The sequence below is a fragment of the Clostridium sp. genome, from assembly GCF_050717635.1.
Taxonomy (GTDB): domain Bacteria; phylum Bacillota; class Clostridia; order Clostridiales; family Clostridiaceae; genus Clostridium_AD.
The window spans coordinates 139,829-161,578 of the sequence record NZ_JBOITO010000020.1 but is presented as its reverse complement, the minus strand read 5'-3'; the positions used below and the strand labels follow the sequence as shown (position 1 = coordinate 161,578).

Below are 21,750 nucleotides of genomic sequence, written 5' to 3'. Positions count from 1 at the left end.
GGGGAGGAGGTGAAATTAATGAGAAAATATGAAACTATATTCATATTACATCCATCATTAGACGAAGAAGCAGTTAAAACTAATGTTGAAAAATTTAAAAGTGTAATAGAAAACAATGGTGGAGTAGTTGAAAATGTTGATGCTTGGGGTAAAAGAAAATTAGCCTATGAAATACAAAAGGTTGGTGAAGGCCACTATACATTAATCAATTTCAATGCAAATCCCGATTTACCAAAAGAATTAGATAGAGTATTCAGAATTACTGACAGTGTTATAAGACATATCATAATAAATCCAGAAAAATAGGTGGTGTTTTTATGAATAAAGTTGTTTTAGTTGGTAGATTAACAAAAGACCCTGAGTTAAAATTTGCTCAAGGGACAGGAACAGCTGTAACCACTTTTACTATTGCCATTAATAGAAGATTTAAAAGAGAAGGTCAACCAGATGCTGACTTTATACCAGTAGTGGTATTTGGAAAGACTGCTGAAAATACTGCCAATTACATGAGTAAAGGCAAACTTTTAAGCGTTTCTGGAAACATTCAAACTAGAAATTATGAAGCTAAAGATGGTACTAGAAGATATGTTACTGAAGTAATTGCTGATGAAGTTGACTTCCTTGAATGGGGAGGAAATAAAACATCAGATACGAATACTAATCAAGGTGGCTATAAAGGCGAATCAAATGCTGGATCAAATGATTTTGGCAGTGCTAGCGATATAACACCAATTGATGATGGAGATATTCCATTCTAATATTAGGTAAGGAGGAAAAAAAACAATGGCTATGAACGAGCGTAAAAAAAGTGGCGGCGGTGCTGGTGGAAACAGAAAGAGAATGAAAAGAAAAGTTTGTGCTTTCTGTATGGACAAAGCAACTGCAATCGACTATAAAGACATAAATAAACTTAGAAAATATGTTACAGAAAGAGGGAAAATTCTTCCTAGAAGAATTTCTGGAAACTGTGCAAAACATCAAAGAATGCTTACTGTATCTATAAAAAGAGCAAGAAACATAGCATTATTACCATTTACTACTGAATAGTAAGCTTACTATGCATAGTAAGCTTTTACTAATAAATAGCAAATGACTGAAAGCAGCACCTTATGGTAGCTGCTTTTATTTTTCATTTATTAAAATCAAATAGAAATGAAGATTTAGTAAATAATTAAAATATAATTAGAAAAGGGTATATGCTACAGTACAATTTGTAGTATACTTGTAGTTGCAACCCATAAAATGTAAATGACGTGGAGCATTATATACAACTATAAATTACATATATATAAATAAACTTTAGTTGCATAAATAATGAGAAATCACTAAAATAGAGTTATAGGTATAAGGTTACAGGGGGAGATGGTATACTATGAAAAGAGAAGATTTTAATATAATGTCTAACGTTAGGATAATTGAAAGCATGAAGGCTGAACTACTATGTATAATAGGTGATTTCTTCAAATTATTAAGTAAAGGAAGTAATGTAGCTCAAGATGCTATACTGGATTGTATTTCAGGGGCGATAATACTCCTATATATTTTAGGTGAAAGATTAGGATACTCTAATGTAGCTGTAGATGAAAACATGAAAAAGAAACTAAAAGTTGGTATAGTTGAAGGAGATAATATAGAAAAGGATGGGAAAGACCTGAGTAAACTATATATGCACATAAAAGGAAGGTAACAATGGAAGAAAAAATGCGGAATAAAAATTATAGTACAAAAGCAATTGTAGAAGCTTCTCTTATATCTGTTATAATTTTAGTGATTATGATTATAATAGGATACTTACCAATTGTATCAGTTATAGGAACTTTAATATTACCAATTCCTGTGGCAATACTCTATATAAGGCATAATTATAAAATAACAATCATGGCTATAGTTTTAAGTGTAATTTTAACGTCCTTAGTCTATAACCCAGTAATGGCAATATATGCTGCTATAACTTGTAGCATTGTTGGTATTACGCTTGGCTATTGTATTAAGAGTAATAAAACATCATCAATAACACTATTGTATTTAGCTATTAGCAGCGCTATATCTAAAATATTAACTGTAGCTTTTTTTATGTTATTTATAGAAAAAGTAAGTTTTATGAATTTCCTTAATAACAAATTAGACTTTTTCAAACAATCAATGAATGGATCGTTACTAGAATTAAAAGCCATTTATACGCAATCAGGAATAACCCCAAAACAGTTGGAAATTTTAGATAAAAACTTTGATACAATAAAAGGAATAGATGTTAATATTTTTTTGGTAGCAATACCTGCAGCTATTTTCATTGGCGCTCTTATATCAGCTTATTTGAACTATAAAGTGTCCAGTGCTGTATTAAACAAACTAAATTACAAAATGAATGAAATTTTACCGTTTAGAAAATTTTATGTTAATAATATAGTAGGAGCAGTACTCATAGGCACGGTTTGTATAGGCATAATATTATCATCGAAAAACATACCGGGTGGGAACTATATACTTGAGTCATCTCAGTTTCTTGTACTGTGTGTGTTTATTATTAACGGGCTCGCTGCAAGTATATATTTTCTAAGAGTTAAAAGAAATTTATCTAAACCTATAGTGGTATTAATTATAGTGTTAACAATGTTAACGAAGGTAAGTAGTGTTTACTTTTCAATAGGACTTATGGAAATGGCTTTTGACTTTAGAAAGCTTGACCCTTATAGAATTAAAAGAAAATAATGGGGGCTAATTATGGATAATAAATATAATAATTTTAATGTTAATAATAAAATATATATGGTGACCATGGCCCTACTCATATGTATAATATTTTATTATGGACACATTGAAGCAGGAATGTTAACACTTGGATTATACGCAATACTGGCAGTGTATAATATTTATAACTCAAAGGTTAAAAAAAGTGAATGGAAAAAATTCATCGAAAACTTTTCATCTAAACTTGATATAGCAACAACAAGCACTTTAGTAAAGCTGCCATTTCCACTATTAATAATAGGGTATACAGGAAATATTTTATGGTATAATCAAAGTGTGACTACAATGCTCGAAGGAGAAGATCTTTTAAATAAAAACATTAAGGATATAATTAAGGAGCTTAATCTAAAACAAGTTTTAGAGGGTAAAAAGAAATTATTTCTAAATGTTAAAATAAAGGATAATTTTTATGAAGTTTATACTAATATGGTGGATACAAACGAAAATAAAAATATTAAAGATAAGATCATGCTCTTATATTTTTACGATACAACGGAAAAAACGAATTTAATAAAAGGTATTAACGGTAATAGAGAAAGCGTAATGTTAGTAGAGGTTGATAATCTTGATGATGTTGTTAAGACTACAGAAGAAGATAAGGCACCGCTACTTATTGCAGACATTGAAAGGGCAATAAACAGCTACGGACAGAGTGTAAATGCTGTGGTAAAAAAATATACATCAAATAAGTATGTTATTATAGTTCAAGATAAGTATATTGAAAAAGAAATAGAAAAGAAATTCGATATTCTAGATAATGTCCGTGAAATAAGCAATGGGAATAAACTTGCAGTTACTCTAAGTATAGGAGTAGGAAGGGGAGAAGATACGCCCCTTAAAAACTTTGAATTTGCTACGTCGGCTAAGGAACTTGCCTTAGGTCGTGGTGGTGACCAAGTTGTAGTGAAAAAAGGGGATAAATTATCTTTCTTCGGAGGAAAAACTAAAGAAGTTGAAAAAAGAACTAAGGTTCGCGCAAGGGTTATTGCTCATGTATTGATGGATTTAGTAAATGAGAGTGGCGCAATTTTTATTATGGGACATAAAAATCCGGATGCTGATTGTTTAGGCTCTGCAATAGGACTGTATAGCATTATTAAAGATTCAAATAAAGAATGTTACATTATTCTAGAAGGGATAAGTAGTGGCATAAAAAGTATGATGGATATATTATCAGAAGATGTAGATTATAAAAATACTTTTATAACAAGCGAAAAGTTTAAAAGTGTTAAAAAATCTAATAACTTGCTTATATTGGTAGATGTTCACAATGAAAGTTATGTGCAAAATTTTGAAATAGTTAAAGAAGTAGAAAAAGTAGTTATAATTGACCATCATAGAAAGTCACAGGATTTTATACAAGGGGCAGTGGTTAGTTATATGGAACCCTATGCATCATCTGCTGCTGAATTAGTTACTGAAATGATTCAATATATGGTAGATAAGCCAAAACTTAAACATGTAGAAGCTGTGTGTCTTTTGGCTGGAATATGTGTAGATACAAAGAATTTTTATTTTAAGACAGGGGTTAGAACCTTTGAAGCAGCAGCTTTTTTAAGGCGACATGGTGCAGATAGTTTGGATGTTAAAAAAATGTTCTCTGATGATTTAAGTATTTATTTAAAGAGAGCTGATATTATAAGAGCTGCAAAAATCGAAAATGAAATTGCCATAGCAGTTTGTCCTCCCACAATAGATGATACAGTAGTCGCTGCTCAAGCCGCGGATGAACTTCTAAATATTACTGGTATCGAAGCGTCATTTGTGATTGTTAAAATAGGAGATGAAGTATTTATTAGTGGAAGGTCTCTTGGAAAAATAAATGTACAGTTGATACTGGAGGCATTAGGTGGTGGTGGACATATGACTATGGCAGGTACGAAGTTTATTTCACTAAAACTTGAAGAAGTAGTGGTGAAATTAAATAGTGCGATAAAGGAATACTTAAGGGAAGGTGAATAATAATGAAAGTTATATTATTAAAAGATATTAAGAGTGTAGGTAAAAAGGGTGATGTAATAAATGCTGCAGATGGATATGCAAGGAATTTTTTGTTTCCTAGGAAGTTGGCAGAGGAAGCTACAGATGCTAATATGCACATACTAAATAGAAAAGATGAAAACGAAAGAAAAAAGAAAACTTCTGAAATTGAAGAGGCGCAAGAATTAGCTAATGAGCTTAAAGACAAAGTTATAAAAATGGTTATGAAAGCTGGAGAAAATGGGAAACTTTTCGGAGCAATTACAACTAAAGATATAGCAGTAGCATTAAATGAACAATGCAATTTAGAAATAGATAAAAAGAAAATAGTAACAGACACAATAAAATTATTAGGAACTTATGATGTAGAGATTAAAATATATCCAGAAATATCTACGAAGATAAAAGTTCTTGTTTGTGAGCAATAATCATATAAAACGGAGGGAGGAAGCGCTTTAGTAAATAAATGATAGTTTTATTTATTAGGGCGTAATAAGTTTGAATACATTATTTGTTAATAAATCAGGAGAAGAGATTGAAAAAGATACGTTACCAATAGATACCCAAATTGACGTTTTATATGAAATAATGAGAAATGTAATAGATGAGGGTAGCATAAAGGCGAAAACTGTAAAGTTTAAACTTCAAAAACATATTAAAAGTGATGATATATATAGAAGAGCATATGCTTTAAATAAAATCATTAGTAATGGTAAAGGAATAGATATAGTACCTAACCAGAAAAATATACATGAGGTGCTAGATAATACTAATGAGTGGCTCACTGAAGAAATAGCTAAGAGGTATGTCCAAAACAAGATTGAGGTTGAAGTAGAAAAAAACCTAATGGAAAAGCAAGATAAGTATATTGATGAAGTAAGACTTAGTATAATTAAAAAACAAAAAGGTCCTGAAAATGCTAAAACAATTAAAAAATATGAAGAGTTAAAAGCACTTGATAGGAGAAAACTTACTAAAAACATACAAGCTATTTTAAGACCAGAGAGTTTTAATGAAATAGTTGGACAAGAAAGAGCAATAAAATCTCTGCTATCTAAAATGGCATCGCCATATCCTCAACATATTATTCTTTATGGACCACCAGGAATTGGTAAAACAACTGCAGCTAGGCTTGCTCTTGAGGAAGCTAAAAAGCTAAGCTATACAATTTACGATAAAGATGCTGAATTCGTAGAGGTGGATGGTACTACGCTTAGATGGGACCCCAGAGAAATAACAAATCCACTACTCGGTTCTGTACACGACCCAATATATCAGGGAAGTAAAAGAGATTTAGCTGATGTTGGAATCCCAGAACCCAAAACAGGTCTTGTAACAGAGGCTCATGGAGGGGTATTATTTATTGATGAAATAGGAGAACTTGATAGCATACTCCAAAATAAATTACTCAAAGTATTAGAAGATAAAAGAGTTGAATTTTCATCATCATATTATGATCCTGAGGATGAAAACACACCTAAATATATAAAATATTTATTTGATAAAGGTGCTCCAGCAGATTTCGTTTTAATAGGTGCTACAACTCGTGACCCATCAGAAATAAGCCCGGCATTAAGGTCAAGGTGTACTGAAGTTTATTTTGAACCATTATCTTCCGGGGATATTGAAAATATCGTAGTAAATGCTGCAAATAAATTAGAGGTTGAAGTTGGCGATGGAGTTGCAGAGACTATTAGTAGATATACTATTGAGGGAAGAAAAGCTATTAATATTTTAGCGGATGCCTATGGATATGTATTGCATAATAGGGAAATATTATCTAATTCTAAGGTTAAAATTGAAGTTAAAGATTTATTAGATATTATATCTATAAGTAGATTAACTCCATATGAAGAATTAAATAATGAAGTTAAATTTGAAGTTGGACATATATATGGGCTTGGAGTATCTGGCTATATAGGATCAACTATTGAAATAGAAACATCAGTATTTGAGGCAAAGGAAAGTGGTAAAGGCCAAGTAAGGTTCAATGATACGGCCGGAAGTATGGCTAAGGACTCGGTATTTAATGCTGCATCAGTAATAAGAAAGACTACCAATAGAGATATAAAGGATTATGACATACATGTAAATATAATAGGTGGCGGTAAAATTGATGGACCTTCAGCTGGAGCTGCTATAACGGTATGTATAATCAGTTCACTCTTAGATAAGCCATTAAGACAAGATGTTGCAGTAACTGGAGAGATATCACTAAGAGGTATTATAAAACCTGTAGGTGGTATATTCGAAAAAATTTATGGTGCAAGAAGAAAAGGAATAAAGCTAGTTATACTTCCAAAGGACAATGAAAAAGAAGTACCTATTGATCTTGTGGATATCGAAACAAAAGCTATATCAAACATAGAACAACTAATGAAATTAGTTTTTTAACTAATATCATTAGTTTAGGAGAGATAAAAAATGGATACACCTCTTAGAAGTTTACCTTATAATTTAGAAGCAGAACAATCAATAATTGGGTCAATGCTTATTGATAAAACCGCCATATCAAGGGTGGTGGAGGTTTTAATAACTGAAGATTTTTACAGAGATTCTCATAAGGTTATATTTAATGCTATTTTTGAATTATACCAAAAAGATACACCTATTGACATGATTACTTTACTGGAACATTTACGTTCTTCTGAAAAATTAGAAGCTTCAGGTGGAATTACATATATCTCAGAGATAAGTAATTCAGTACCATCTACTGCAAATTTAAGCTCATATATAAAAATTGTAGATGATAAATCTATTTTAAGAAAACTTATAAGAGCTTCCACTGAGATTATGGAGAATTGTTATAATAAGCAAGACAACGTGGAAGCAGTAATGGATCTTGCAGAGCAAAAAGTATTTAATATAGCAGAGAGAAAGAATTCAAGTGAATTAGAACCGATGAATACGGTTCTTGAAAGAGGTTTTTTAGAAATAGAAAGAATCTTTAACAATAAAGGTGAAACAACAGGTATATCTAGTGGTTTTCCAGAACTTGATGATAAAACGGCTGGATTTCAAAAGGGAGATATGATTCTTATTGCAGCAAGACCTTCTATGGGTAAAACTACTTTTGCACTAAATTTAGCTGAGTATGCAGCACTTAGAGGAGGAAAAAGCGTAGCCATATTTTCCCTAGAAATGTCTAAGGAACAGCTTTCTTATAAATTACTTTGTTCAGAAGCAAATGTTGACATGTCGAAGCTTAGACATGGTGCTTTAGAAGATAGGGACTGGGAAAACATAGCCAAAGCTTCTGGTCCCTTAGCGGCTGCTAAAATATTCATTGATGATACAGCGGGAACTTCTGTTATGGATATGCGTTCAAAGTGTAGAAAACTAAAAATGGAGCACGGTATCGATATGATAGTTATTGACTATCTTCAACTTATGTCTGGTAGCAATACAGAAAGTAGACAACAAGAGGTATCAGAAATATCAAGATCTATTAAAGCTCTTGCAAAAGAGATGGAGTGTCCAGTTATTGCACTGTCACAGCTATCTCGTGCGCCAGAGCAAAGAGCTGACCATAGACCTATGCTATCTGACCTTAGAGAATCAGGGTCTATTGAGCAGGATGCTGACGTTGTTATGTTCTTATACAGAGATGAGTATTATGATGCTGAAACAGAAGATAAAAATATAGCAGAGCTAATAATAGCAAAACAAAGGAATGGCCCTATAGGAACAGTTAAGCTTGCATGGATAGGTCAATTTAGTAAATTTGCAAAACTTGATGTTATTTATAGTGATTAGGAATGAACTAAATTTTAAAAGCAAGAATAGGATAACAAAACTTATAAAGTTTTGTTATCCTATTTTTTTATAGATAATAACAAGAAATTCATATCAGGAATGAGCTGTTGTGGGTATTTGATTCAATGTATATATATCTACATTTGTATATATATATATAAATATAGATATATATATAGATGAACATAAATAAACATATATATGTAGATGAATATATATGTTTACAAATAGGCTAGTGGATAATATTTAGTATGTTTTTATATAAAGATCAGTACTATATAATGAAATTAAGATAAAAGAGTAGCGAGATGTATAAATATATAGGTATATAGATATATAAACATTTGTAGATATATTTACAAATGTTTATAAGTAGGCAGATAAACGTATATATATAACCTTACAAATATTTGAAAGTATTTCAAAATAAAAGAAGGATATTACATTTTAATACAGAATATATAGGTATAAACCATAAAAAGAAACATTTAGGAGGATAAAAAAATGAATTTAGTTGAAATATCAAAAAAATACCCTGCGCTAAGTAAAGTGTTAGCCTCTGTATTAACTGTAGACATAGGAAATACCTTTACAAAAACAAGTACGGATGTTACTTTTGCTAGTAGGGTATCATCAGTAAATAAACATGGTTCAAGGGCTACTGGAGTAAGTAACATCACTTGGAATGGAAAGTTATATACGGTGGGTAACAAAGAAGGTAAGCTTAATATGGAAGCTAATAAATACATGTCAGATCATTATAAGTTGAACCTACTTAATGCTATTGCGCTAAGTTTTAAAGGTGAAACTAGCATAAAGGTAAGACTTGCTGTAGGGCTTCCTGCTGAATACTATATAGATCATAGTGTTTCTCTCAAAAATGAGATTAAGAAGATGGAAAAACAATCTATAACATTAAATAGTAAAACATATGATATCGAAATTTTAGATGTACAAGTATTTAAACAAGGAGGTACACTTAGTGCTGAAACTATGGAAATGTTTAGTTATCCAATGCTTCTACTTGACTTTGGTGGAGGCACTTTAGATGTATCTCATTGGAAATATGAAAAAGATGAATTTGGTAATAAGGTGCTTGGAATGACTAAGGCTAGTAGTTTTGCTCAACACGGGTTCCAGCCGACAATAGAATCTATACTAACTAAATTTAATTCTGCAGAAGGTTCTGATGGTAATTATGATATATCAGATGCTATTGAATATTTAGAAGATAATGAACTACCTTTTGGAGAACCAAATGTGTTACAAGAAATTAAGGACCTAGTGTTAAGGCCGTATGTAGAGAAAGCAATAAGTTCGATTAATAGCTCTTTTAAACCTAATATTTGTAAAGATATTAGAATAATAGGAGGTCCTGCCGAGATACTACTAGAATACTTACAGAATGAATTTATTAGAACCGAGCCAAAGCTAATAGATAATAAAAATCCTCAATGTGCTAATGCTATATTATTTGCTGAAAGATATAAAGAACTGTTAGTATTAGAATTTTTAGATGGAAATAAAGAAGTTGCTGCAACTACAGAAGTAGGATATTAATTATGGGGGCACTCCGTAAAACTGTATCATCAAACTTAGGAGAGGAAACAGATAAAGATTTAATTGTTTATGTGAGCAATATGGAGAAGAAGGGTATCAATAATTCTAAACTTATAAAGCAGTCACTAAGATTTTACAGGGACTATGGAAATAAAGTTAAACAACTTGATACAGTCGATATTGCAAACATTCTGGATAACCCTGAAGTTAAAGAGTATATAGGTAATATAGTTGGAGATCTTTTTAGAAGTGCTATACCAAATTCTAATTCACAAATTAATGATATAGATATTGTTAAAAAATTAAAGAGAGAACAACAAGAGAGAGAGAGAGATTCTGTTGAGAGTGAGTATAAGAAAAAGCTTAATTGTGTTAAAGATATGTCCTTATAGAAAGGAGTGGCCGAAATGCCACTCTTTTTTACTGCTGAGACGAATAAATTAGATACATATAGTAAATTTTTTACACATATGATAAAATGTAAAGGGAATATTTAAAATAATAGGAAAAGGGTGATTTAATGTTCTGTCCAATTTGTGGATCTCAAAATGATGATGCATCAAACTTTTGTAAAACCTGTGGAATTAATTTATTGATTAATTCACAGAAAACAGGCGTAAGGAATGTCAGTGAAAAAAATTGGTTAGTTGCATTATTACTCTGTATTTTTCTTGGACCACTTGGTGCTCATAGATTTTATGTTGGGAAAACAGGTACAGGAATTTTAATGTTTTTAACTGGTGGCGGATGTGGTATATGGTTTATAATTGATATTATTTCTATTGTCACTAATTCATTTACGGATATAAATGGATTACATCTAAACAGAAATATGTATAGCTATTAAAACATCATCTGCGATGCTGTAATATTAACGACTTCAGAAGGAGACTTAGACTTCCTCTGAAGTTTTTTATTTGTTATAGCATGTAATTCCAAGTTATACAAATGGGAGACTTTCCCTCTAAAATACCGTTAAATATAGAAAAAGCTGAAGTCGCGATACATTCAGATTTTTTTAAAAATATGTATACTTGTCATTAAGTCGACTATATAATGTAGTATGAATATGTTACTATGAGGTTAATATATATGTGAAAAAATAATATTGGTGTATAATAAGGTTATTATAATATAAGGAGATAAATATGGAAATGAAAAAAATAAGTGAAATAAAAAAAGGTGATAGGGTTGAAGGGTTTTATATTATAAAATCTGTAGATAGCAAGGTTCCCAACAATAGTAATACAAATAAATATTTAGATTTTAATTTGGGAGATGTCACTGGAGATATAAATGCAAAACTCTGGGAATGTAATGAAGAATTAGAAAATAAATTTAAACAAAATATTTTAGTTAAAGTTAAAGGCAGTGTAAATGAGTGGAGAGGAAAACTTCAATTAAAAATTGAATCTATAAGACTTGTTGAAGAAAAAGATGGCGTTAAAATTGGTGATTACGTTGCAGTTGCACCATATTCTCCAGAGTGTATGTACGATGATATTTTAAATTACCTATCTAAAATTAACAATATAGATATTCAAAATATAGTCACCAATATTTTAAGTGATAATGAAGAAAAATTAATGTATTATCCTGCGGCTAAATCTAACCATCACGCTGTAAAATCAGGCCTTTTATATCATACGACAACTATGCTTAAGGCAGGAGAAAAGTTAGGCGAGATTTATACCTTTTTAAATATGGATTTACTTTATGCAGGTATAATACTTCATGATATTGGTAAGATATATGAAATGGATGCTAGTGAACTTGGAATTGTAAGCACATATACAGTGGAAGGGCAACTAATAGGCCATATCGTTCAAGGAATTAAAATGATAGAAACGGCAAGTATTGAAGTGAAAGCAAGTAAGGAAGTATCCATGTTACTGCAACATATGGTATTATCTCACCATTATGAGGCTGAATATGGAAGCCCTAAAAAGCCTATGATACCAGAAGCAGAAATGTTACATCACTTGGATATAATGGATGCTAGAATGTATGACATTAATAAGGCTTTAAGGGATACAGAAGAAGGTAAATTTTCAGAAAGAATATTTTCATTAGATAATATAAGTATTTATAAGAGTTTTATTAGTAAATAGGCTCAATTTTTTTATGAAGGTGATGAAAATGAAGGGAATAAATAGAGGAATTTGCATAAAATTTGTGAGACGATAACTAATTATAATTAGTTATCGAATAGAACAACGCACTTATTCAGTATTGTGAGTAAGTGTGTTGTTCCTTTTAATCCTGCAAGTTAAGTATATACGAACTATTATTAAAGAAATTTAATTATTATTCGCGTTTTGTATTGACTGAGTTAAACTGCTCTGATATTATTAAGTAGGTATAAAAACATGGATAACTTTTATTTTAAGTCGAAAAAGACAGGAGGAATAGTGAAATGAAAAATTTTTACGATGTAGTTATTATAGGAGCTGGACCTGCGGGAATATTTACGGCACTAGAGATATCTAATAAAAAACCTGAACTTAGTGTACTTATAGTTGATAAGGGAAGAAGTATAGAGAAAAGAAAATGTCCAGCTAGAGATAACGGCAAATGCGTTAAATGCAATCCTTGTGGCATAACATTTGGATGGTCAGGAGCAGGAGCGTTTTCGGATGGTAAGCTTTCGCTAAGCCCTGAAGTGGGTGGAAGACTTCTTGAATATTTTTCTGAAGATGAATCAAGAAAATTAATTGAGTATTGTGATGATATATATATAAAATTTGGGGCGAATGAAAAAGTGTATGGACTTAATAGTGACAAAGTTGAAGAAGTTAAATACGAAGCAAGCAAACATAATATTCGCCTTATTGAATGTCCTGTAAGGCATTTAGGAACAGAACTTGCCTATGAAGTTTTAAAATCTATGTACCATCATTTAATGGATAATACAAACACAGAGTTCGTTGAACTTAGTGAAGTAGAAGAAATATTAGTAGAAGATAACAAAGCTACTGGAGTCTTATTAAGAAGTAGTGGAGGCGTGGTTAAAGTCAATGCAAATTATGTTGTAGCAGCGCCAGGTAGAGGTGGAGCAGAATGGGTTTCAAATCAGGCTAAGAAACATAATATTACAGTTGCTAATAATGCAGTAGATATTGGTCTTCGTGTAGAGGTGCCCAATTCTGTTATGGACCATCTAACAAGGGATTTATACGAAGCAAAACTAGTATATTATTCTGATACCTTTGACAGTAAGGTTAGAACCTTCTGCATGAACCCAGGTGGAGTAGTTTCAGCTGAATATTATGATGATAATAAGCTTGCGGTTGTAAATGGTCATAGTTACTCGGATAAAAAGCTTAGAACAACTAATACAAATTTTGCAATGCTAGTATCTACTACATTTACAGAACCCTTTAATCAACCTATTGATTATGGTAAGTATATAGCTAAGTTAGGTAATATGTTAACTGGTGGAGGCATAATGGTTCAAAGACTGGGGGATTTATTAAAGGGAAGAAGAACAGATTATGATAGATTAGCTAAATCAACTACTGTACCTACTTTAAAATCAGCAGTTCCGGGGGATTTAAGCTTTGTATTGCCACAAAGGCATTTAACTTCCATTGTAGAAGCGTTAAAGGCTTTTGATAAGATAGCACCAGGGTTATATAGCAAGAACACCTTACTGTATGGAGTGGAAGTTAAGTTCTATTCTAGTAAGATCAGTACTAATGATAAATTTGAAACATCCATTAGTAATTTGTACACCATAGGAGATGGAGCGGGAATAACTAGAGGGCTAATGCAAGCATCTGCAACCGGTGTAGTCGTAGCAAGAAACATAGTAGAAAAGTCATATTAATAAGAAGTAACTTGAATAATTGGTTATTTGAATAGTTAACGTGTATAATTTAAAGGGTGTGTAAACATATGATCAATAAAATTCTTGAACTTAGTAGGAAATGAATTTTATTGCAAAAATAATTGAAAGCGAGGAATTTATATGTCAGCATTTATTGTTTTAGGAGCTCAATGGGGCGATGAAGGTAAAGGTAAGATGACAGATTATCTTGCACAGGGAGCTGACCTAGTTGTCAGATCTCAAGGTGGAAACAATGCAGGTCATACTGTAGTAGTAGGAGAAAAGGAATATAAACTGCACTTAATACCATCAGGAATATTATATAAAGATAAATTGAATGTAATAGGTAACGGGGTTGTTATAGACCCAAAAGCGTTATTTGAAGAAATTGACTACTTAGAAAAACTAGGTGAAAACATAACCCCTGAAAGATTGATTATTAGTGATAGATCGCAGGTTATAATGCCATATCATAGAGAGTTAGACAATTTATATGAAATAGCAAGAGGTAAAAATGATATAGGAACTACCAAAAAAGGTATAGGACCATGTTACACTGACAAGTTTGAAAGAAGTGGAATTAGAGTATGTGACATACTTAAAAAAGATGTTTTAAAAGAAAAACTTAAAACAAGTTTATCAATGAAAAATGATATAATAACAAAAGTTTTGGGTGGAAAAGCACTAGATTTTGATAAAATATATACTGAGTATTTAGAGTATGCAGAAAGAATGAGACCTTTTGTAAAAGATATATCAGTTAAAATTTATGATTCTATAAAATCAGGAAAAAATGTTTTATTCGAAGGAGCACAAGGTACTCTTCTAGATATAGATTATGGTTCGTATCCGTTTGTAACTTCATCGAACACTATTGCAGGAGGAGTTTGTACTGGAACAGGAATAGGACCTACTATGATAACAAATGCTGTAGGAATAGCAAAGGCATATACTACAAGAGTAGGAAAAGGACCATTTCCAACAGAACTTAATGATGAAACAGGAGAATGGATTCGCGAAAAAGGCTTTGAATTTGGTGTGACAACAGGTAGAGCAAGAAGATGTGGATGGCTTGACCTTGTTATATTAAAAACTTCGGCAAGAATTTCAGGTCTTACTAGTTTTGCTGTAACTAAAATAGATACCTTAGCGGGACTTTCAAAAATAAAAACATGTGTAGGATATAAATTTGAAGGAAGCATTATAGATTATTTTCCAGCAAGTTTAGAAGATTTAGCTTGTTGCGTACCAGTATATGAGGAGTTTGATGGTTGGGACGAGAGTATAGCAGATGCAAGAAGTTATAAAGAACTTCCTGAAAATGCAAAAATATATTTAAAGAGAATAGAAGAGTTTACAGGAACAAAAATTTCCATAGTATCAGTAGGACCTAAAAGAGATCAAACTATGGTATTAACAGAGATATAGCAGATAGAGATATATAGTTAGGAATAAAGGGCATACTAAAAATTAAATAAATATTTAAATTAGTAGATAATTGTGATACAATTATTTCAAATTTAAAAAAGTGAGGTAGATGATATGAAAATAACTAAGGATATGACAATAGGAGAAGTTGTAAGACAATTTCCAGAATCAGTAGAGATATTAATGGGATTTGGAATGGGCTGCGTAGGCTGTCCTTCAGCACAAGCTGAAACATTAGAAGAAGCAGCAATGGTTCATGGTCTTAATATAGAAGAATTAATGACTGCGTTAAACGCATAAAAAAATGAAGACACTTAGCAAATGCTAGGTGTCTTCATTTTTTATTAATAAATACTAAAAGGATTCTATAGAGTAGTACTTTTTATTTTTTTAATGGAAAGTACAACAGGTATGGTAATTATGGTAGCTATGATGGCTTCAGGAACACCATTTAATACAGCTATACCATATATGGTTTTAGCGGCTACAGATGCAGGTATACCCTTAGCAATAGCAAATTTAGCTGCATATAGAAAATATATCATTGTAAGTACTCCAAAGGTGTTGGTTAAAGAACCAATTACGGTAGCAAGTCCAATTTTTAGGCTATCATTTTTAATGAAGTTTAGTTTATAAACATAATAAGAAGTAAGACCAATAAGAACTCTTGGTAATATGGATACTAGAGGATTTATAAATGCAAAAGATAATATATTGGGAGCCATAATATTTTGCATAATGCTGAAGATCCCAAATATGAGTCCAATAGTCATTCCTACAATTGGGCCTCCAATTATTGAACCTATAATAACAGGAATATGCATAATAGTTGCTTTGGCACCAGGTAGTGGAATAAAACCGTATCCAGTTAAACCTAGTACTACACAAATAGCTGATAACATACCGATTGTTGTAAGTTGATTTGTTTTTATTTTTCTGTTTTTAATAGAATTCATAATCATGATTTCCCTCCGTTCTTATTCCATAAGGATATAAGTCGACCTTATTTATAAGCTTTATTAATAGTTCAGTTTCATAAATGAATACCGACATTAATATTTTAGCACTTTTTTAATGAAAATTACATAGAAAAGAATAATTTTATTTTGAGGATCATGATATATAAAATTTTGTGTAAACATTATACTGTTAATGTTTACCGAATCAATTTAGTTTGATATTATTTTAGTAATAAAGAAAATTAACAATTAACAATTATAATGAAATAATAAGAAATAAAGAGGTGGTATTATGAGTAGAATTCCAGTAATTACAGATAGAAATTATAACGTTCATTATTATGAAGTAGATATTCATAAAAAGGTTTTAATTACGAGTATTATAGATTATCTTGGCGATATGGCAATGTACCAAAGTGCAATACTTGGAGTTGGGGTAGATTATCTTAAAGAGAATAAGATGGCTTGGGTACTATATAAATGGGATATAGAAATGGAGTCGTATCCACTATTAAACGAAACTATAAAGGTGAAAACTTTTGCACATTCATTCAGAAAATTTTATGCCTATAGAAAATATGAAATTATTGATGCAGGAGGAAATAAAATAGGATATGCAAATTCTGTGTGGATTCTAATAAACACAGATAGAAGAAGACCAATAAGAATTACAAGTGATATGTATGAGGCCTATGGAATAGATGACAGCAATAATGATGCTTTAAACATTCAGGATATACAAAAAATAAATACAGTTCATGAAGAGAAAAGGTTTAATGTTAGGTATAGTGACATTGATACAAATAAGCATGTAAATAACGTTAAATATGTGGCGTGGGCGCTAGAAACAGTTCCTAAAGATATAGTATTAAATTATGAATTAAAGAACATTAGGGTAACCTACATAAAGGAAACAACCTATGGAGAAACCATAAATGTAAGCACAGAAATCATAAGAGAAGAAAGTAAAACAATATGTAGACATAAAATCATAAATGAAGAGGGTACAGAAATAACCCTCTTAGAAAGTACTTGGACTGAGTAAACTGGTGATTATTTAGAAGCACTTTTTCCTGCAATTGCACCAGAACTCCATGCCCATTGAAGGTTATAACCACCACAATCGCCATCTACATCTAATACTTCGCCTGCAAAGAATAAATTTGAAACGATGTTAGATTCTAGTGTATCGCCATTAACTTCTTTTGTATTAATGCCTCCAGCAGTTACTTGAGCATTGGCAAAAGAATTAGTACCAGAAACCTCGAATTTCCATTGTTTTAGAAGTTCATATAGAGCGATTTTTTCCTTTATGTTTAGATTAGAGCAAGGTTTATAAATATCTTCTACCTTTGCTTCTTTTAAAATTATTGGAATCACTTTCTTATTAATTATTCCAATGAATGAATCATAAACCGAACGATCTTCAAATATTGACCAATGATTAGATAAAAAATCATTTAGCGCTTTATGCTCAATAGTTGGTAACATATCGATTATTAAAGATGCTTTTTTATTTTCAATTGTTGCCATGGATGCAATTCTACTAAGTTGAAGAATTGGAGGGCCAGAAATACCATAGTCTGTGAAGAGTATTTCTCCAAATTCTTTTTGTACACATTTATCATTTATATATAAATCTGCATAACCATCAAATTTTACTCCAGATAGTGCCTTTAGTTTGTTATAGTTTAATTTAAGCTGAACAAGGGCTGGTGCGGGAGATATTATACTATGGCCTAATTGTTTAGCCAAGGTATATCCAGAGCCGTCAGAACCAGTTTTAGGGGCGGATTTACCACCGGTAGCAATAATTAGTTTTTCACAATTGTATGTAGCATCGTCTACTGTAGAAATAATAAATTCCTTCTTTTTCTTTACAATTTTTTTAGCTTTAGTGTTTATATACACAGGAATGTGTTTTTCTTCTAGAGCAAAGCGTAGTATATCCAGAACAGAAGAGGCTTGTAAGGACATAGGAAACATTTTACCGCCATCTAAAGTTACTAAGGGGAGTCCTAAACATGCAAAAAAATCTACAGTGTCTTTTATGGTAAAAGAATCTAGTATGTTATTGTGAAAATATAAATTTTCACTGTGATATCTATCGTTATTTATATTTGTATTGCTGATATTACATCTTCCGTTACCGGTAGTTAATATTTTTTTACCTAGCCGATCAGTGCCTTCAATTATAGCTACATCTATTCCATAGTCTTTAGCTATAAGAGCGGAGGTTATACCAGCGGCGCCCCCACCAATTATTATAAGAGAATGTTTCAAAAAAATCTCTCCCTTCGAGAAAGTGAATTATGTTTTTAATATAAAGTCTTTTACTTATGAGTTTACCCTAAAATGAGTAGATTGAACATGAATTTTTATTTTAAGACACAATAAATCATAGAATTTGCTTACTCACGACCAATATGTATTAAATAATGTATATTATATTTACAATAAAAACTGTTGAATTCACTGAACTTATTTGCTGTATAAAAAAAAAAATAAAAAAAAACACGAAAATATGTTGACACTTCGACAAAAATTATGTATTATAGTCTATGTTGGGTTGCGAGGCGTAAGTGCAATGATAACGAAAGCACAAACTAAATAAGTGACAACTTTTAATAAGGCTCCTTGGTCAAGCGGTTAAGACACCACCCTTTCACGGTGGTAACAGGGGTTCAATTCCCCTAGGAGTCACCAAAAAACATATATGGGAGCATAGCTCAGCTGGGAGAGCATCTGCCTTACAAGCAGAGGGTCACAGGTTCGAACCCTGTTGTTCCCACCATATATGGCCCAGTGGCTCAGTTGGTTAGAGTGCCGCCCTGTCACGGCGGAGGTCGACGGTTCGAGTCCGTTCTGGGTCGCCATATGTTTGCTAGCATGGCTCAACGGTAGAGCAGCTGACTTGTAATCAGCAGGTTGTAGGTTCGATTCCTATTGCTAGCTCCATTTAAAATTTAATAAGGCTCCTTGGTCAAGCGGTTAAGACACCACCCTTTCACGGTGGTAACAGGGGTTCAATTCCCCTAGGAGTCACCAAAAACATATATGGGAGCATAGCTCAGCTGGGAGAGCATCTGCCTTACAAGCAGAGGGTCACAGGTTCGAACCCTGTTGTTCCCACCATATATGGCCCAGTGGCTCAGTTGGTTAGAGTGCCGCCCTGTCACGGCGGAGGTCGACGGTTCGAGTCCGTTCTGGGTCGCCATATGTTTGCTAGCATGGCTCAACGGTAGAGCAGCTGACTTGTAATCAGCAGGTTGTAGGTTCGATTCCTATTGCTAGCTCCAAAAAAAGTCCTAAACATTTGCTTAGGACTTTTTTTTGTTTTAAAAAAAATTAAAATCACTATGATTTATAGTGATTTTAATTTTTTATTTATAAAAACAATTAAATTATTTTGATTTACTTAAATTTTTCTTTATTCTTATGTCTTCACAAAAGAATTTGCAAGCTGTAAAATTGCCGAGTAATCTTGAAGTTATTCTTTCGGAATAAGTATTAGCCAAATTCCCAAGAGTTAAATTAGTAGAAACTAGCATTTTCTTTTGTTTTAGTAATTTGGTGTTAAGTAAATTAAACATTTCCATTTTAGTAAAATCTGAAATTTGTTCGGTACCCAAATCATCTATAATAAGAAGGTCACAATTTATTAGCATCTCTTCTAAAGAAGTATCACCATTAAATCGAATTTCTTTTAAACCTTTAATAAGTTCCTCAGCAGTCCGATATACCACAAAAGAGCCTTTGTCCATTAGTTCCTTAGTGATACAGTGAGACAGAAAAGTTTTTCCTGTGCCAGGGCCACCGTAAAACAATAAATTTTCATCAGAGGTATCAAAATTTTTCACAAAGCTCATTGATTTAGATAAAATCTTTTCTATATTTTTTTTTGGAGATTCTGATTCAAGATCGCTTTTTTTAGAAGGATAGAAATCTAATTTAAAATTATCAAAGTTATGAGTTTTTAACATATTTTTAAGTTCGGAACCAGTGTAATAAACATCTATAACTTTTTGCTTAAAACAAGAGCATTTAGCATTTCCAATAAAACCGGTATCTCTACATTTATTACATTTATAATGTAAATTAAGGTAATCCATATCAAAACCGTTGGATACTAATAGTTCAGATTTCTTCATTCTTAAATCCATTATTTTTTCTCTTAGAGTGTGCAAGTACTCATCTCTATTATAAATACTTTTCATAGCACTAATAGATAATTCTATACATAATTTACCTATTTTTTGATCTATTTCAATAATTTCAGGATGAGTCTTTTCTATATGAGTTTTTCTGTTTCTAAAATTAGTTTCTTCTTCCAGTCTTACTTTATCATATAGTGCTAATATTTTTGTTTGATAACCCTTAATCATTATTATCCCATCCTAGTAATTTTTTTTCGAGTTCATCGAAGTCATAGGCTCTTTGTTCATAATCGTTAAAGCTTCCCTTGGCAGGTTTTGAACCAGCAGTATTAGATTTAGTAGTGAGTGTACGTTTTTTATCTTTTTTCTCAATATCCTCTAAAGAATTTATACCATCTTTAAACCAACTATTTAAAATACCATCAATATATTTAAAGTCGGCTCTGTTAAGTCTTGCAAAACAAATATCGCAAGCTTTAAATATAACGTCAAGAGAAAATTTATAAACATTTATCCACTTATCTAATATTTGTTCTTGAGGTTTCATTATTTCTGGAGCTTTTATTCCTAGATAATTTAATATTTTTCTGATATTTATCCATTTATCCTCGTGTTTTCTTATATAGGATTGTGCATCTTCAATATTTTTAATATTGGCATCATGCCATGCAATTGCAATGGTTTCTATATATCTATAGTCTACTTTACCTTTTGATACACAATATTGTATTAACAGAAGTATTAACTCAGGGGCAAAATTATAATCTTTTTGCCAGCTTAGGTACATCGTCATTTCTTTTGGGGATAATGGTCTTGCTATTAGTTTTTCAATATCTTGTAACATACCCTTAACCGAAGCATTAGCTAATTCTTCAATTAAATTTATACTATGCGAGTTATCAGTTGGAATATCTAATAAATCTAAAAAATCGATATTAAAATTACCCATATTATCAATGGCAGTCATTTTAATTAGGTTCTCATCATTCCAATAGTTCCAAGCATTAACAACATCTGTTTCTAGAAGTCCTAGTGTATTTGCAATAACAGAAGATGTTGCACCTATTTCTCCACAGGCACAATACTTTAGCCCAAGAAGATAAACTTTAACGAATTCTCCCCTAGCTCTAGGCATGAACTTATCTATAAAAATATTACTCACAGGAGTATATTTGAAATTCTCATTCTTAAACATGAAAGTACTCATAAAGTCACTACCTTTCTTTTCTATTATAAAACTATAATTTTAAATTATTTAAAATACCTTAGTTTATAAAAATTATATTATTCAACTTATAGTATACCATATAGGTGAAAATAGAAATAAAAAATA

General features: G+C 31.4%; 21 protein-coding genes and 8 tRNA genes. 25 read left to right on the top strand and 4 right to left on the bottom strand.

Features of this window, described 5'->3' with window-relative positions; all coding sequences use genetic code 11:
- Nucleotides 1-18 precede the first annotated feature (18 nt).
- The 16 genes from rpsF to ACREWB_RS10360 all read left to right on the top strand — a co-directional run bounded on the left by rpsF (nucleotide 19) and on the right by ACREWB_RS10360 (nucleotide 15,601).
- Complete coding sequence (gene rpsF, locus ACREWB_RS10435) at nucleotides 19-306, top strand: 30S ribosomal protein S6 (RefSeq protein ID WP_431547382.1); 288 nt, start codon at nucleotides 19-21, stop codon at nucleotides 304-306.
- Between the two features lie 11 nt (nucleotides 307-317).
- Nucleotides 318-758: a single-stranded DNA-binding protein gene (locus tag ACREWB_RS10430; RefSeq protein ID WP_431547381.1), complete on the top strand. Its 441-nt coding sequence runs from the start codon at nucleotides 318-320 to the stop codon at nucleotides 756-758.
- A 25-nt stretch (nucleotides 759-783) separates the two neighbouring features.
- Nucleotides 784-1,047, top strand: coding sequence for a 30S ribosomal protein S18 (rpsR, locus tag ACREWB_RS10425; RefSeq protein WP_291642173.1), 264 nt, complete (start codon nucleotides 784-786; stop codon nucleotides 1,045-1,047).
- Between the two features lie 325 nt (nucleotides 1,048-1,372).
- Complete coding sequence (locus tag ACREWB_RS10420) at nucleotides 1,373-1,687, top strand: MazG-like family protein (RefSeq protein WP_431547380.1); 315 nt, start codon at nucleotides 1,373-1,375, stop codon at nucleotides 1,685-1,687.
- A gap of 2 nt (nucleotides 1,688-1,689) precedes the next feature.
- Entirely contained in the window at nucleotides 1,690-2,709 is a 1,020-nt protein-coding gene (locus tag ACREWB_RS10415; protein WP_431547379.1) for a YybS family protein, read from the top strand.
- A gap of 12 nt (nucleotides 2,710-2,721) precedes the next feature.
- Nucleotides 2,722-4,710, top strand: coding sequence for a DHH family phosphoesterase (locus ACREWB_RS10410; RefSeq protein ID WP_431547378.1), 1,989 nt, complete (start codon nucleotides 2,722-2,724; stop codon nucleotides 4,708-4,710).
- 2 nt (nucleotides 4,711-4,712) lie between these two features.
- Nucleotides 4,713-5,156, top strand: a complete 444-nt coding sequence (gene rplI, locus ACREWB_RS10405; protein ID WP_431547377.1) for a 50S ribosomal protein L9 — start codon at nucleotides 4,713-4,715, stop codon at nucleotides 5,154-5,156.
- Nucleotides 5,157-5,226: 70 nt separating this feature from the next.
- Nucleotides 5,227-7,122 carry a Lon family ATP-dependent protease gene (gene lonC / locus ACREWB_RS10400; RefSeq protein WP_431547376.1) on the top strand — a complete coding sequence of 632 codons (1,896 nt, stop codon included), beginning with the start codon at nucleotides 5,227-5,229 and terminating at the stop codon, nucleotides 7,120-7,122.
- 30 nt (nucleotides 7,123-7,152) lie between these two features.
- Complete coding sequence (locus ACREWB_RS10395) at nucleotides 7,153-8,484, top strand: replicative DNA helicase (protein WP_291642184.1); 1,332 nt, start codon at nucleotides 7,153-7,155, stop codon at nucleotides 8,482-8,484.
- A 504-nt stretch (nucleotides 8,485-8,988) separates the two neighbouring features.
- Nucleotides 8,989-10,044, top strand: coding sequence for a ParM/StbA family protein (locus ACREWB_RS10390; protein ID WP_431547375.1), 1,056 nt, complete (start codon nucleotides 8,989-8,991; stop codon nucleotides 10,042-10,044).
- A 2-nt stretch (nucleotides 10,045-10,046) separates the two neighbouring features.
- Nucleotides 10,047-10,436 carry a hypothetical protein gene (locus tag ACREWB_RS10385; protein ID WP_431547374.1) on the top strand — a complete coding sequence of 130 codons (390 nt, stop codon included), beginning with the start codon at nucleotides 10,047-10,049 and terminating at the stop codon, nucleotides 10,434-10,436.
- 128 nt (nucleotides 10,437-10,564) lie between these two features.
- Nucleotides 10,565-10,891, top strand: a complete 327-nt coding sequence (locus tag ACREWB_RS10380) for a TM2 domain-containing protein (protein WP_431547373.1) — start codon at nucleotides 10,565-10,567, stop codon at nucleotides 10,889-10,891.
- Nucleotides 10,892-11,192: 301 nt separating this feature from the next.
- The gene (locus tag ACREWB_RS10375; protein ID WP_431547372.1) at nucleotides 11,193-12,155 is read left to right on the top strand and encodes a 3'-5' exoribonuclease YhaM family protein; all 963 of its coding nucleotides are present in this window, start codon (nucleotides 11,193-11,195) and stop codon (nucleotides 12,153-12,155) included.
- A gap of 305 nt (nucleotides 12,156-12,460) precedes the next feature.
- On the top strand, nucleotides 12,461-13,873 hold the full coding sequence (locus ACREWB_RS10370) for an NAD(P)/FAD-dependent oxidoreductase (protein WP_431547371.1): 1,413 nt from the start codon (nucleotides 12,461-12,463) through the stop codon (nucleotides 13,871-13,873).
- 141 nt (nucleotides 13,874-14,014) lie between these two features.
- A complete protein-coding gene (locus ACREWB_RS10365) occupies nucleotides 14,015-15,301 on the top strand; it encodes an adenylosuccinate synthase (protein ID WP_431547370.1) in 1,287 nt (428 codons plus the stop codon).
- A gap of 114 nt (nucleotides 15,302-15,415) precedes the next feature.
- Nucleotides 15,416-15,601 carry a DUF1858 domain-containing protein gene (locus tag ACREWB_RS10360; RefSeq protein ID WP_431547369.1) on the top strand — a complete coding sequence of 62 codons (186 nt, stop codon included), beginning with the start codon at nucleotides 15,416-15,418 and terminating at the stop codon, nucleotides 15,599-15,601.
- Nucleotides 15,602-15,666: 65 nt separating this feature from the next.
- Here ACREWB_RS10360 and ACREWB_RS10355 read toward each other — a convergent pair whose 3' ends face one another.
- A complete protein-coding gene (locus ACREWB_RS10355) occupies nucleotides 15,667-16,263 on the bottom strand; it encodes an ECF transporter S component (RefSeq protein WP_431547368.1) in 597 nt (198 codons plus the stop codon).
- Between the two features lie 289 nt (nucleotides 16,264-16,552).
- On the opposite strand from ACREWB_RS10355, the gene ACREWB_RS10350 reads away from it, so the two are divergent.
- Nucleotides 16,553-17,305: an acyl-[acyl-carrier-protein] thioesterase gene (locus ACREWB_RS10350; protein WP_431547367.1), complete on the top strand. Its 753-nt coding sequence runs from the start codon at nucleotides 16,553-16,555 to the stop codon at nucleotides 17,303-17,305.
- 8 nt (nucleotides 17,306-17,313) lie between these two features.
- On the opposite strand, the gene ACREWB_RS10345 is transcribed toward ACREWB_RS10350, so the two are convergent.
- The gene (locus ACREWB_RS10345) at nucleotides 17,314-18,543 is read right to left on the bottom strand and encodes a BaiN/RdsA family NAD(P)/FAD-dependent oxidoreductase (protein WP_431547366.1); all 1,230 of its coding nucleotides are present in this window, start codon (nucleotides 18,541-18,543) and stop codon (nucleotides 17,314-17,316) included.
- Nucleotides 18,544-18,891: 348 nt separating this feature from the next.
- Here ACREWB_RS10345 and ACREWB_RS10340 point away from each other — a divergent pair.
- The 8 genes from ACREWB_RS10340 (at nucleotide 18,892) to ACREWB_RS10305 (ending at nucleotide 19,559) form a co-directional block, all read left to right on the top strand.
- Nucleotides 18,892-18,966: transfer RNA gene (locus tag ACREWB_RS10340), tRNA-Glu, on the top strand.
- A gap of 12 nt (nucleotides 18,967-18,978) precedes the next feature.
- Nucleotides 18,979-19,054: transfer RNA gene (locus ACREWB_RS10335), tRNA-Val, on the top strand.
- Between the two features lie 5 nt (nucleotides 19,055-19,059).
- Nucleotides 19,060-19,136 (top strand) — tRNA-Asp (locus ACREWB_RS10330).
- A 7-nt stretch (nucleotides 19,137-19,143) separates the two neighbouring features.
- A tRNA-Thr gene (locus tag ACREWB_RS10325) sits at nucleotides 19,144-19,218 on the top strand.
- A 15-nt stretch (nucleotides 19,219-19,233) separates the two neighbouring features.
- Nucleotides 19,234-19,308, top strand: a tRNA-Glu gene (locus ACREWB_RS10320).
- Nucleotides 19,309-19,319: 11 nt separating this feature from the next.
- Nucleotides 19,320-19,395 (top strand) — tRNA-Val (locus ACREWB_RS10315).
- A gap of 5 nt (nucleotides 19,396-19,400) precedes the next feature.
- Nucleotides 19,401-19,477 (top strand) — tRNA-Asp (locus ACREWB_RS10310).
- Between the two features lie 7 nt (nucleotides 19,478-19,484).
- Nucleotides 19,485-19,559, top strand: a tRNA-Thr gene (locus ACREWB_RS10305).
- Between the two features lie 105 nt (nucleotides 19,560-19,664).
- Here ACREWB_RS10305 and ACREWB_RS10300 read toward each other — a convergent pair.
- Complete coding sequence (locus ACREWB_RS10300) at nucleotides 19,665-20,645, bottom strand: ATP-binding protein (RefSeq protein ID WP_431547365.1); 981 nt, start codon at nucleotides 20,643-20,645, stop codon at nucleotides 19,665-19,667.
- Nucleotides 20,638-21,624 carry a DnaD domain protein gene (locus ACREWB_RS10295; RefSeq protein ID WP_431547364.1) on the bottom strand — a complete coding sequence of 329 codons (987 nt, stop codon included), beginning with the start codon at nucleotides 21,622-21,624 and terminating at the stop codon, nucleotides 20,638-20,640. The genes ACREWB_RS10300 and ACREWB_RS10295 overlap by 8 nt, the downstream gene beginning before the upstream one ends.
- Nucleotides 21,625-21,750: the final 126 nt, after the last annotated feature.

What these genes read in the sequence shown, in the direction of transcription:
- ACREWB_RS10350 (WP_431547367.1), top strand. Translation starts at nt 16,553, where the DNA reads ATGAGTAGAATTCCAGTAATTACAGATAGAAATTATAACGTTCATTAT.
- ACREWB_RS10430 (WP_431547381.1), top strand. Translation starts at nt 318, where the DNA reads ATGAATAAAGTTGTTTTAGTTGGTAGATTAACAAAAGACCCTGAGTTA.
- ACREWB_RS10355 (WP_431547368.1), bottom strand. Translation starts at nt 16,263, where the DNA reads ATGATTATGAATTCTATTAAAAACAGAAAAATAAAAACAAATCAACTT.
- ACREWB_RS10300 (WP_431547365.1), bottom strand. Translation starts at nt 20,645, where the DNA reads ATGATTAAGGGTTATCAAACAAAAATATTAGCACTATATGATAAAGTA.
- ACREWB_RS10370 (WP_431547371.1), top strand. Translation starts at nt 12,461, where the DNA reads ATGAAAAATTTTTACGATGTAGTTATTATAGGAGCTGGACCTGCGGGA.
- ACREWB_RS10360 (WP_431547369.1), top strand. Translation starts at nt 15,416, where the DNA reads ATGAAAATAACTAAGGATATGACAATAGGAGAAGTTGTAAGACAATTT.
- ACREWB_RS10295 (WP_431547364.1), bottom strand. Translation starts at nt 21,624, where the DNA reads ATGAGTACTTTCATGTTTAAGAATGAGAATTTCAAATATACTCCTGTG.
- ACREWB_RS10380 (WP_431547373.1), top strand. Translation starts at nt 10,565, where the DNA reads ATGTTCTGTCCAATTTGTGGATCTCAAAATGATGATGCATCAAACTTT.
- rplI (WP_431547377.1), top strand. Translation starts at nt 4,713, where the DNA reads ATGAAAGTTATATTATTAAAAGATATTAAGAGTGTAGGTAAAAAGGGT.
- ACREWB_RS10385 (WP_431547374.1), top strand. Translation starts at nt 10,047, where the DNA reads ATGGGGGCACTCCGTAAAACTGTATCATCAAACTTAGGAGAGGAAACA.
- rpsF (WP_431547382.1), top strand. Translation starts at nt 19, where the DNA reads ATGAGAAAATATGAAACTATATTCATATTACATCCATCATTAGACGAA.
- ACREWB_RS10420 (WP_431547380.1), top strand. Translation starts at nt 1,373, where the DNA reads ATGAAAAGAGAAGATTTTAATATAATGTCTAACGTTAGGATAATTGAA.
- ACREWB_RS10390 (WP_431547375.1), top strand. Translation starts at nt 8,989, where the DNA reads ATGAATTTAGTTGAAATATCAAAAAAATACCCTGCGCTAAGTAAAGTG.
- ACREWB_RS10415 (WP_431547379.1), top strand. Translation starts at nt 1,690, where the DNA reads ATGGAAGAAAAAATGCGGAATAAAAATTATAGTACAAAAGCAATTGTA.
- rpsR (WP_291642173.1), top strand. Translation starts at nt 784, where the DNA reads ATGGCTATGAACGAGCGTAAAAAAAGTGGCGGCGGTGCTGGTGGAAAC.
- ACREWB_RS10395 (WP_291642184.1), top strand. Translation starts at nt 7,153, where the DNA reads ATGGATACACCTCTTAGAAGTTTACCTTATAATTTAGAAGCAGAACAA.
- ACREWB_RS10365 (WP_431547370.1), top strand. Translation starts at nt 14,015, where the DNA reads ATGTCAGCATTTATTGTTTTAGGAGCTCAATGGGGCGATGAAGGTAAA.
- ACREWB_RS10410 (WP_431547378.1), top strand. Translation starts at nt 2,722, where the DNA reads ATGGATAATAAATATAATAATTTTAATGTTAATAATAAAATATATATG.
- ACREWB_RS10375 (WP_431547372.1), top strand. Translation starts at nt 11,193, where the DNA reads ATGGAAATGAAAAAAATAAGTGAAATAAAAAAAGGTGATAGGGTTGAA.